Here is a 12780-nt window from a genome sequence, read left to right on the forward strand (position 1 = left end):
TGAAAAACCAGGAAAATGAAAACAAAATCGATAGTAATAATATTTACACTGTTGCTGATTGCTGGGAAAGCTGCGGGTCAATGTACTTTCACCACTCAGCCTGCTACCTCTACACAGGTTTGTGTTGGAGTATCAGTAAATTTGACGGTTGCTGCTACAGGAGGAACTACCATGACCTATCAGTGGTTCTCAAATACATCAGCTTCAAATACTGGTGGAACATCGATACCGACGGAAACAAATGCAACATATTCAGTGCCAACAGCAACTGCAGGTATATACTACTACTATTGTGAAGCTACCGGTACAGGAGCTTCAACTTGTGGACCAACCCCATCAAATGTTGCAACAGTGACTGTCAATCCGGCTACCTCAATTTCTGGTCAATCAACAGGCACACAAACACAGTGTACAGGAGGAACTTTTACTTCTATTTCAGTTACAGCCTCTGGTACAGGAACTCTAACATATCAATGGTACTCTAATACCACATCCAGTAACTCAGGCGGAACACTAATTGCTCCGGCAACTTCATCCAGCTATACTCCATCTGCATCGACAGCTGGCACCCTTTATTACTATTGTGTGGTTCATAGTGATTGCGGAAGTGATGTTACCAGCGCGGTATCCGGAGCATTCATTGTAAATCCGGTAACTTCAATAGACAGTCAATCAACAGGTACACAAACACAGTGTGTCGGAGGAAGCTTCAGTCCGATAACAGTTACTGCCAGTGGTAGTGGTTTAACATATCAATGGTATTCCAATAGCACTGCCAGCAACTCAGGTGGTACTTCGCTCAATGCTTCAAATGGGGCACAAACATCCAGTTATACTCCTCAGGCCTCAGCAGCAGGCACCCTATATTATTACTGTGTTGTTCACAGTATTTGTGGAAGTGATGTAACGAGCGCAGTATCCGGTGCATTTATTGTCAATCCGTCAACCTCAATATCTGGTCAATCAACAGGTACGCAAACACAGTGTATAGGAGGCACTTTTAGTTCCATATCAGTAACAGCCAGCGGTACTGCTCCGGTAACATATCAATGGTACTCTAATACAACAGCAAGCAACACAGGAGGAACCGGACTCGGGTCATCCAATGGAGCGCAGACAGATACATATACTCCACAGGCTTCTGCAGCAGGAACACTTTATTATTACTGTATAGTACACAGTAGTTGTGGTGCCGACGTAACAAGCTCGGTGTCAGGTGCATTTATAGTCAATCCGGTAACTTCAATAGACAGTCAATCAACAGGTACACAAACACAGTGTGTCGGAGGAACTTTTAGTTCTATTTCAGTTACAGCCTCTGGTGCTACTCTAACCTATAAATGGTATTCTAATACCACATCCAGTAACTCAGGCGGAACACTAATTGTACCGGCAACCTCAGCCAGTTATACTCCGTCTGCATCAACTGTTGGCACCCTTTATTATTATTGTGTAGTTCATAGTGATTGTGGAAGTGATGTAACGAGCACAGTATCCGGTGCATTCATTGTTAATCCGGGTACCTCAATATCTGGTCAATCAACAGGTACCCAAACACAGTGTATTGGAGGCACTTTTAGTGCAATATCTGTAACAGCCAGCGGTACTGCTCCAGTAACATATCAATGGTACTCTAATACAACAGCAAGCAACACAGGAGGAACCGGACTCGGTTCATCCAATGGAGCACAGACAGATACATATACTCCTCAAACTACTGTAGCAGGAACTCTGTATTATTACTGTATAGTACACAGTAGTTGTGGAACCGATGTAACCAGTTCAGTATCCGGAGCATTTATAGTCAATCCTGCTACATCCTTATCAGGTCAGTCTACAGCTACTCAGACAAAGTGTATAGGCGGAACCTTTAGTTCAATATCAGTAACAGCCAGTGGCACCGCTCCAATAACATATCAATGGTATAAGAACTCTAGTGCCAGTACCACTGGAGGAACCTCTCTTGGATCATCAAATGGAGCTCAAACAAGCACATATACACCTCAAGCTTCAGTAGCAGGCACTCTTTATTATTATTGTATAATTCACAGTAGTTGTGGTGCGGATGTAACCAGTGCCATTTCCGGAGCATTCATTGTTGATCCCGCCTCAGATGGTGGAACACTTGCCTCTGCTCAGACTATCTGTCATAACACTACACCTCTGCCAATAACAGTTTCAGGTTATACAGGATCAGTCATTGATTGGGAAAGTTCTGTTGATCAGGGCTTTTCTGTTCCGGTTTCGTTAGGAGTTACTTCCGCTACACTTACATTGGGAGTACACACTGTAGATATGTGGTATAGGGCTGTAATAAAAAGTGGATCCTGTAGTGCTGTCAGATCAAATGATATAAAGATTAATGTTCATCATGTTTTAACATCAGGTATTTCGTATTCAGGAACCCTCCCAATCTGCTATAATTCTGCTCCTATAGCAATTACTGCATCAGCAACCGGCGGAGACGGAACTTATTCATATGCATGGAAAAGCAGTGCAACCGGAAGCACTGTTCTTGGGACTAACTCTACATATACACCTGGTAATCTGACTGCGAATACAGATTTCTGGTGTGATATTACCAGCTCATGCGGACCCATAACAACTCCACATCAGACGATTACTGTTCACCCTCAGTTAACATTATCAAGTGTTTCTCAGGTATCCCAAATCTGTTCTGGCGCAAAAGCAACGATTAATTTAACGGGATTAATAGGCACGAGCTCAGCAGTGACATATCAGATAGGTACAAATACTCCGGTTACAAAAACCGGGATTACCGTTACAGGAGGAAATGCAACTTTCCAGACAGACAACCTGGATGCTGTTAATAACGGAAAAACATTTACAGTTACCGGCATTACAAACGAAAATACCGGCTGTTCTGCTACTTTTACACAAAGCACTCTCCTGATTGTCAATACAGCTACAATACCTACACTTTCCGGTGATCTAACACCCTGTATAAATTCTACTGAAGTTTATACGACACAACCAGGGATGAATACCAATAGTTATGTATGGACATTCTCAGGAGGTGAAACACCTTCCGGTGGAGGTATTAATGATAATACTATTACAGTAACCTGGACATCTATAAGTACAAAAACAATAAGCGTAAATTTTACCAACTCCAGTGGATGTACTGCAGCATCGGCTACTACAATAAGTCCTGTTGTCAGCGCACTTCCGACACCGGCTATAAGTGGTCCGGCATCAGTCTGTATAAACTCTGCAGGTAATGTTTATTCAACCCTGGCAGGTATGTCAGGCTATGACTGGGAAATTACAGGCGGTACAATAACCTCGGGTGGGGATAACAGCAGTGTTGCAGTTGTAACATGGACTGCCGATCCAGGGAGTATTACAGTTAATTATACCAACTCAAGCGGTTGTGCTGCAACTTCATCTACTGTTTATAATGTTACTGTTCACCCGTTGCCGGTTGTTACAACAGCAAATACAGCCAGTACCTGCAGTGGCACCAGTCCTAATATCGCATTGACAGCCAGTGTGGCAAGTAGTTTTACCTGGACTGTTGGAGCAATCTCAGGAAGTATAAGCGGCGCTACATCAGGATCGGGAAGTACAATAAACCAGGTTCTAGGCAATGCCAGCAATTCAGCAGCTGGTACAGTGGAGTATCTTGTTACACCTACATCAACAACTGGTTCCTGCGCAGGCAGTCCATATAGTATTGTTGTTACCGTCTACCCTTCACCGGTAGTAACAAATTCAGCCGCAGCAACAATATGTAGCGGTACAGGACCAAATATTTCACTTACATCCAGTGTTCCGGGTAGCTTTACATGGACAGTAGGTGCAAATTCCGGAGGTATTACCGGTGCATCTGCCGGGTTTGGCAATACTATTAACCAGGTTCTTACAAATCCTGGCAATTCAACAGCCGGAACCCTGCAATATCTTATTGTACCAACCTCCACCACAGGAACATGCGTGGGGAATACATACAGTATAGTAGTTACTGTTAATCCGACTCCGGTAGTGACCACTGCAGCAACTAAAAGTACCTGCAGCGGCACAGCACCGAATATTTTATTAACTGCCAGTACTCAGAGCACATTCTCATGGACTGTTGGCTCTGTAACAGGAAGCATAAGTGGCTCATCTGCTGGATCAGGAAGCACAATCAGCCAGGTTCTCACCAATCCAAGCAATACTGTTGCAGGAACAGTAGAGTATCTGGTTACTCCCGTTTCCATAACAGGTTCATGCACAGGTGCTCCATACAGTATAATAGTAACTGTAAATCCGCTGCCGCTTCCGGGACTGGCTGGTCCTCTGACTGCCCGAGTCACATCCACCGGCAACCTGTACTCTACAGAGGCCGGTATGAACACTTATATCTGGTCTGTTTCGTCAGGTGGTTTAGTTACTGCAGGTGGGACATCGGGTAGTAATACAGTCACAGTATCATGGAATACTACCGGGACACAGAATGTTAGCGTAAAATATACCAACACAAATAATTGCACCGCATTAGCTCCGACACCCGCAAGTGTTACCGTAAATCCGCTTCCATCTGTAAGCAGTGTAACTATTTCAGGGACTCCGGCAATAGGGAATACTCTGACAGGAGGATATTCCTATTCAGATGGCGGTGGTGGCGGTTCAAGCATAAGCACATTCAAATGGTTCAGAGACGGAACCGAGATTTCCGGAGAAGTACTGAATACCTATTTACTTACTGGTGCCGATCAGAACAAATCTATTACTTTCGAAGTGACGCCTAAAACTTCAGCAGGATTTCCAAATACCGGTACCCCGGTTGTCAGCTCTCCAACTATTCCTGTCGAGAATCTGTCAGAGATACCCGTTGCTGATCAGGTATGTATAGAAGGAGTAAGAACTGCAGGGAACATACTTAAAGGGAAGTACAGATACACCCACTCCAAACCCGAAGGCACTTCAACTTATAAGTGGTACAAAGACGGCGTTGTAATTCCTTCAGCAACAGGTACACAATATACGTTACTTGCATCAGACATCGATAATGATGAAGACATTACATTTGAGGTAACTCCGGTTTCATCTAATGTTGTGCCTGTAACAGGTACACCGGCTACAAGCAATCCGATGGCAAAAATGCCGCTTGTGCCAACCGATTATAGCGTTGCTGTTAGCACGGTTCCTTTGACTGCATCTCCAACCGGAGGAATCTTCTCAGGTCCGGGTGTTACAAATGGAATATTCTCTCCCAGCACAGTTGGAATTGGCGGCAGTCCATATTCAATTCAGTATCTGCTCAATATTGTAAATTCTTCCACATCCTGCTCTCAGTCTGTATGGAAAGCCGTAAATGTTGTGACAAATACAACAGAATTCAGCAGTTTCAAGGATGTATATTGCCAGACTGATGATCCTGATGAGATAGTTATTACTGGATTACTTACCGGATTAACAAGTCTGGGCTTTACACATACAGATGCCGATGCTATTGTTGGTTCAACTGCATGGACTGTTACTGTTGATCCACGTAAGATGAGGCCGGGAAACAATAAAGACTATTTGAATTTCAGATATAAAGATTCCAGAGGAATTGTATATCAGATAAGCAAATCATTTGTTGTCGATTCAGTGGGTACAGGTCTTCAGATAATCAATCTTGGTAATGAGTATTGCGCAGAAACACCTAAGGTAAATATTTCGGTTACAGGTACTTATCCTTCGGGAGGAACAGGGGCATGGACAAGCAGCCTGCTTTCAGATCTTGCTGCCACATCTGCTTCTGTTAATGTTGCACTTGTACCAGCCGGTCCTACCTATCCCCTGAGTTACCAGTACACTTCTCCTCTCGGATGCAAGAGTATTGTAATAAACAAAAGCGTTACTGTTAACCCATTGCCTGATCCGTCATTTACAATTGCTCCTTTCTATAATATTGACGGAGGAGCTGCCACTCTTGTTCCGGTACAGTCACCGGGAACTTTCTCCGGAAATGGTGTCTCAGGTGATAAACTTTATCCTGATATAGCCGGACTCGGTGAGCATACCATAAATTACCGTATTACTGATACAAAAGGATGTGTCGATGACCTGAATATTAAAACTACTGTAAAAACAGCCCAGGGTACATTCACCGACATTCCTGCAATCATTTGTTACAGAGATACAACTTTTAATGTTAAAGTTACAGGATTGCCAGCCGGGATGACTGTCAACAGCTTTGTAAACACCAGAAATTCAATTGATCATATTGTTGGTGCCACAGATGCAAATTACAGCGTCAAAGCGGCTGGCCAGGGTCTTGATACACTTACATTTTCATATAAACTCGATAATGTTGATTACTGGATATCCAAAGTTGTCAATATCGATTCACTTGGAGTAGTGCAGATACAGAATTTGTTTGCAGGTGATAAGGTTTGTGATAACAGAGCTCCTTTTGAACTATTTACATCTATGCCCGGCGGAGTATTCACTGGTCCGGTTGCAGGTAACTACCTTGATCCGACAAAGGCTACCGGGGCAACATCTGTTTTATACAAATACACAAACAGCAGGACAGGTTGTTCAACTTCAACAACGGTGCCATTCTCAATAATTCCTGCTCCACAGGTTGCATTCGTGCCAAAGGATGTATGTATTGAATCTAACAGAGACAGTACTTACTTTTTGAACACTACAGTTTCTTCCGATCCGGTATTTGAATGGACATGGACATTTGCTGAGGTGGGAGCAGCGCCATCTAACAGGAAGGAGCCGGCATTCCTCTATAAAACCGGAGGAATCCATGCGGTTTCACTGAATGTAAGAACTGTGAGTGGCTGTAATGTAACAAAGACTTCAAATGTCGACCTGGGAATAAGGCCAATAGCTGATTTCACATGGAAAAATGATTGCTTTGCTGCAGATGCGAAACTGAGTCTTACTGATGCAACTTTTACGAACTTCCCTGTAATTTCAAGGACCTGGAATTTTAATAACGGTAGCTTGATTAGTTCTGATCTGAATCCTGAATACACTATGCAGGATACCGGTTATGTCCACGTAAAATATATAGTAAGAACAAGTTATGCAAATTGTGCAGACACAGTATCAAGAAAAATATACCTGCGTCCGACTATTACCATACCGAAAGACGGATTTTATTATCAGAATTTTGAAGCAGGGAAAGCAGGCTGGGGGAAAGATGATTCTGATCCTAATTTAATATGGAGTTTTGGTACACCCGACCGCACCAGAATAAACAAGGCGAAATCAGGCTCAACTGCCTGGTATACAAGATATGAATCGGACAAACAGGGTAAAATCGATACCACCTCTGTTATTTCCCCATGCTTTGATTTTACAAATATCCAGCGACCGATGATTACCCTTCAGGCATTCAAGATATTTGAGAAAAACCGAAACGGGGCTGCATTGCAGTATAAGACAGAAGGATCTGACTGGAAGTATGTCGGAACCCTTGAGGATGGTATTAACTGGTATAACTCAACTCTTATTAATGGTAAGCCTGGTGGTGACAAGATAGGGTGGACAACTTTAAGTGAAGAAGCTGCTGACGTTGATTATGTACCATCCAGTCACGCCCTGGATGAACTGAAAGGCAAGAAAAATGTGAAGTTCAGGCTTGCTTATGGTTCAGATGGTAATTCTCTCGACAAGGAAGGTATTGCTTTCGATGATATCTGGATTGGAGAACGGACCAGAAAAGTATTACTTGAGCATTTTACTAATACTTTCTCTAAAAAGGGAAGTGAAGCTACTGCATTTGTCAATAAAATAATAAAAGTCAGAGATAAGGATGTGATAAATATCCAGTATCATACTAATTTCCCTGATGATGATCCGTTCTACCTGGTCAATCCTGGTGATGCCAGTGCAAGAATATTCTCATATGGATTATCAAAAGTGCCGTATTCATTAATCGACGGCGGATACAGTAATGACCTCTATGCATCACTTTCTGATTATAAAGCTGAACCGCTTGATAGTAATGATCTCTCAAGAAGGTCACTTCTGGACTCGAAATTTTCTTTAACTATCACACCAAAGATTACCGGCGGAGTCCTGACAGTTAATAGTACAGTTACTGCTTTAAATGCATTTACGTCAGATAATCTGATACTTTACCTGGCCGTAACCGAAAAAGAAGCTATAAGTGACAAACCTGCTGCTCTTGGTGAGGTGAACTTTAAGAATGTATTCAGGAAATTCATTCCTGATGCGGGAGGAATAGATCTTAAAAAGACCTGGACCAAAGGAGAATCTTTTGCTATTCCTGAGAAAACCTGGGTTATAGAAAATATAAAGAACAACTCTGATATAGAGGTTATTGCCTTTGTTCAGAACAGTCAGACCAAGGAGGTTTACCAGGTAGCTTCCGGCTCATTAAAAACCGGGAAATCGGTATTTGATAATTTAAATCTTGATGAGAATGCAATAGGAACAGAGTCCAGCATCTTGCCAGAGATTATTACTTTTGGTTTATATCCCAATCCAGCTTCTGATAAGTTAAGAATTGAGTTTAGTGATAAGCTTGCAGCTGAGACAGACATAAAGATATTTGATTTCCAGGGTGCTGTTAAGAAAACCTACAAAGTTGCATCAGGTGAATCAGAACTCTTTATTGAAGATATAGGACTTAAAGCCGGTATTTATCTTGTCAGGATCTCTTCGGGAGGAGTTGATCTCGGATTCAGAAAACTGATTATTACAGGGAATTAAAGACACATTTCCTTTGTGTCCTTTGTGTTATACTTTGTGTTCCTTTGTGGTTTAATGCTTTTATTTTACCACAAAGGGGCACTAAGGTATCACTAAGGTACACAAAGGATTTTTTGCTAAATTTGCAGTCTATCAAGAACCACTTATAAGGTTCACTTGTTATTAATTAACTATTTACATACTTTATATGAAGAACAGTAAAACACTTTTGATGATACTCGATGGATGGGGAATCGGCGACGGTTCAAAATCAGATGTCATAAGCCAGGTACCAACCCCTAACCTTACATATTATAAGAATAAGTATCCTAATTCAAGACTGCACGCCTCCGGAGAAGATGTTGGTTTGCCCGATGGTCAGATGGGTAATTCAGAGGTTGGTCACCTTAACATTGGTGCCGGCAGGGTAATCTATCAGGATCTCGTTAAGATTAACAAAGAGTGTAAAACAGGAGAGATAAAGAAGAATAAAGTTCTTGTTGATGCATTTTCTTACGCACGTGATAAGAATAAACAAGTTCATTTTCTTGGACTTATGTCAGATGGCGGAGTTCATTCTCTGGATAAACACCTCTACTATCTTTGCGATATGACAATGGATTACGGATTGAAAAATGTTTTTATTCATGCCTTCGGTGATGGAAGGGATACCGATCCGAGAAGCGGAGTCGGATATATGACAAGTCTGGTTGAACATCTTAAGAAATCAAATGGCAGAGTAGCATCATTTATCGGCAGATATTATGCGATGGACCGCGACAAGAGATGGGAGAGAGTCAAAGAGGCTTATGATCTGATTGTGAGTGGTATTGGTGAGAAAACACAGAATGTTCTGGACGCAATGCAGAAATCATACGATGCAGGTGTAACTGACGAATTCATGAAGGGGATTGTCGTAACTGACAAGAGCGGAAATGCAATCGGCAATGTGAAAGAGGGTGATGTTATTGTATTTATTAATTTCAGGAATGACAGGGCCAAGGAGCTCACTATTGCTCTGACCCAGAAAGATATGCCAGAAAATGGCATGAAAACAATGCCTCTTTATTATTGTACAATGACACCGTATGATGCAACATTCAAAGGTCTGCATATTATATATCCCAAAGAAAATGCGGATAATACAATAGGAGAGGTGCTAGCAGCAGCAGGGAAACATCAGCTCAGAATAGCCGAGACTGAAAAATATGCTCATGTCACATTCTTTTTCTCCGGCGGAAGGGAAGAAAAGTTCCAGAATGAAGAGAGGATTATGATACCCTCTCCAAAAGTAGCAACCTATGATCTGCAGCCTGAGATGAGCGCATACGGAGTTAAAGATGCAGTAATTAAAGAAATTGAAACCGGCAGGTTCGATTTCATCTGTCTTAATTTTGCTAATGGTGACATGGTTGGTCATACAGGTGTTTATGAGGCAATTGAGAAGGCTGTAAAGACTGTCGATGAATGTGCAGGTGCAGTTATCAAAGCAGCCCAGGGAAATGGATATGATGTGCTGATTATTGCGGATCACGGTAATGCAGATATGGCTGTGAATCCCGACGGATCACCCAATACAGCTCATTCGCTTAATCCTGTTCCATCGATACTTGTCAGCGATCATTATAAAAAGATAAATGAAGGGATCCTTGCGGACGTTGCGCCTACATTACTCACAATAATGGGAGTGGCAATACCGAAGGATATGACCGGAAACGTATTGGTTTAGCTTCTCAGTGTCTCTCTGTGTCTCCTCAGTGTCTCTCTGTGACAGTTCTTTTTCAGTTACACAGAGTTCCACAGAGGCCTTCGACAAGCTCAGGCTGACACAGAGTTCCACAGAGGAAAGAACAGAGAAAAGATGCTTAGAATCGACGATACCATATTCAGTTTCGACATACTTGAAAAGAAATTCAGGTGTAACCTTCCGTTGTGTCTTGGCAACTGCTGCAGGTACGGCGATTCAGGAGCACCTCTAAGTGCTTCAGAAGCACATATTCTTGAAGAAATCTGGACTGAGGTTAAGCCATATCTGCGACCTGAGGGAATAGCAGAAATTGAAAAACAGGGTAAAAGCATAACCGATTTCGAAAATGAAAGGGTTACACCCCTGATCGCAAATGAAGAGTGCGCTTATACACTGATTAATAACGGAATATATATGTGCGGGATTGAGAAGGCATGGGCAGATGGAAAAATTGATTTCCGGAAACCATTGTCGTGTCACCTGTTTCCTGCCCGTGTAAAATATTACTCTGATTTCAGGGCTGTAAATTACCAGGAGATAGCTATCTGCTCAGGTGGACGAAGTACAGGAATTGAAGAAGGCGTGTATGTGTATGAGTTTCTTAAAGAGCCGTTAATAAGGGCATTCGGAGAAGAGATGTATAACGATTTGTGTATTGCAGCTAAGGAATTAAGAAAAAATAAGACTCTAAGGGAATAAGAAATTTGCCACCAGGGCTCCAAGGCACAAAGGATTACTAATTTATGCCTTATTGGAACAGCTCTTGGTGAACCTTGGTGTCTTAGCGTCTTGGTGGTATTATAAATAGTTAAAATCAGTCAAAGAAATTATTAGTATGGAAACAATTAAAAAGTACATCGCCGATAATCAGAACCGCTTCCTTGAGGAACTTTTTGAACTTATACGTATTCCTTCAGTAAGCGCAAAAGAGGAGAATAAAGCAGATATGCTTAAGGCAGCTGAATGGCTCAAGAATTCTATCCTTAAAGCAGGTGCAGATAAAGTGGAGATTTATCCTACCGACGGGAATCCGGTTCTGTATGCTGAAAAGATAATTTCTCCCGGTCTTCCTACTGTACTTGTTTACGGCCACTATGATGTTCAGCCGGCTGAGCCTCTTGAGTTATGGCACACAAAACCATTTGAACCGGTAATTAAAGACGGGAAAATATGGGGACGCGGGGCAGATGACGACAAGGGTCAGCTTTTTATGCATGTAAAGGCTTTCGAGTTAATGATGAATACGGGAACTCTGACATGTAACATAAAATTCATGGTTGAGGGAGAGGAAGAGGTCGGATCAGTCAACCTTGAAAAATTCTGCACAACTTATAAAGATATGCTCGCTGCAGATATTATCCTTATCTCTGATACAACCATGGTATCAATGGAAATTCCCTCAATTACATCAGGTCTCAGAGGCCTCTCATATATGCAGGTTGAAGTAACGGGACCCGATCGGGATCTTCATTCTGGCCTTTATGGAGGAGCAGTGGTCAATCCATGTAACGTGCTTTGCGATATGATTTCCTCATTGAAGGATAAGGATGGCCGGATTACAATTCCGGGCTTTTATGATGATGTGAAAGAGTGCAGTATGGATGAGAGAAGTGAGATGGCTAAAAGGCCTTTTAGCAGGGAGAACTTCATGAAATCGATCAGTGTTAAAGAATTAACAGGAGAATCGGGGTATTCTGATCTCGAGAGAATCGGGATTCGTCCCACACTCGATGTTAACGGAATATGGGGAGGATATACAGGAGAAGGCGCAAAAACTATTCTCCCTTCAAAAGCGTATGCTAAAATTTCGATGAGGCTTGTCCCGTATCAGAATGCAGAGAAGATTGCTAAATTATTTGAGAAGCATTTTTTGTCGATTGCCCCGGCAGGAGTTACTGTTAAAGCTGAATATCTTCATGGGGGGGAGTCTTATATTAGTCCCATTGAGACCGCGGGATACAGAGCAGCAACTAAATCTGTTGAAGAGACGTTCAACAAAAAACCAATTCCGGTACGTAGCGGAGGCAGTATTCCTATTGTAGCGACATTTGAAAAAGTGCTTGGAATTAAATCCATCCTGCTGGGATTCGGATTAGATTCTGATGCAATCCATTCGCCAAATGAAAACTATCCGGTATATAATTTTCTAAAAGGTATTGAAACTATCCCATTGTTTTTCCGACATTTTAAAATGCTGATAAACAAATAGATACAAGCCTCAATTTATTTCTGTAGAGACGCATTGCTATGCGTCTCTTTTGTTATAACAATTTGGTATCATAATTGGTATCATTATATAATGAGAGAGACGCAATGCATTGCGTCTCTACGTGTTTAGATGCTAAATATTATCAATATAAAAT

General features: G+C 42.0%; 4 protein-coding genes. All 4 read left to right on the forward strand.

Annotated elements, in window-relative coordinates; genetic code table 11:
- The first annotated feature begins 15 nt into the window (after window positions 1–15).
- The 4 genes from IPJ16_07720 (at window position 16) to IPJ16_07735 (ending at window position 12626) form a co-directional block, all read left to right on the forward strand.
- Window positions 16–8691: a T9SS type A sorting domain-containing protein gene (locus IPJ16_07720; GenBank protein MBK7627079.1), complete on the forward strand. Its 8676-nt coding sequence runs from the start codon at window positions 16–18 to the stop codon at window positions 8689–8691.
- Window positions 8692–8878: 187 nt separating this feature from the next.
- Window positions 8879–10399, forward strand: coding sequence for a 2,3-bisphosphoglycerate-independent phosphoglycerate mutase (locus IPJ16_07725; GenBank protein ID MBK7627080.1), 1521 nt, complete (start codon window positions 8879–8881; stop codon window positions 10397–10399).
- A gap of 132 nt (window positions 10400–10531) precedes the next feature.
- On the forward strand, window positions 10532–11116 hold the full coding sequence (locus IPJ16_07730; GenBank protein MBK7627081.1) for a DUF3109 family protein: 585 nt from the start codon (window positions 10532–10534) through the stop codon (window positions 11114–11116).
- A 136-nt stretch (window positions 11117–11252) separates the two neighbouring features.
- On the forward strand, window positions 11253–12626 hold the full coding sequence (locus tag IPJ16_07735; GenBank protein MBK7627082.1) for a dipeptidase: 1374 nt from the start codon (window positions 11253–11255) through the stop codon (window positions 12624–12626).
- Window positions 12627–12780 lie beyond the last annotated feature (154 nt).

The sequence above is a fragment of the Bacteroidales bacterium genome (genome assembly GCA_016709865.1).
In the GTDB taxonomy this organism is placed as follows: Bacteria; Bacteroidota; Bacteroidia; order Bacteroidales; family VadinHA17; genus LD21.

What these genes read in the sequence shown, in the direction of transcription:
- IPJ16_07725 (MBK7627080.1), top strand. Translation starts at nt 8,879, where the DNA reads ATGAAGAACAGTAAAACACTTTTGATGATACTCGATGGATGGGGAATC.
- IPJ16_07735 (MBK7627082.1), top strand. Translation starts at nt 11,253, where the DNA reads ATGGAAACAATTAAAAAGTACATCGCCGATAATCAGAACCGCTTCCTT.
- IPJ16_07730 (MBK7627081.1), top strand. Translation starts at nt 10,532, where the DNA reads ATGCTTAGAATCGACGATACCATATTCAGTTTCGACATACTTGAAAAG.
- IPJ16_07720 (MBK7627079.1), top strand. Translation starts at nt 16, where the DNA reads ATGAAAACAAAATCGATAGTAATAATATTTACACTGTTGCTGATTGCT.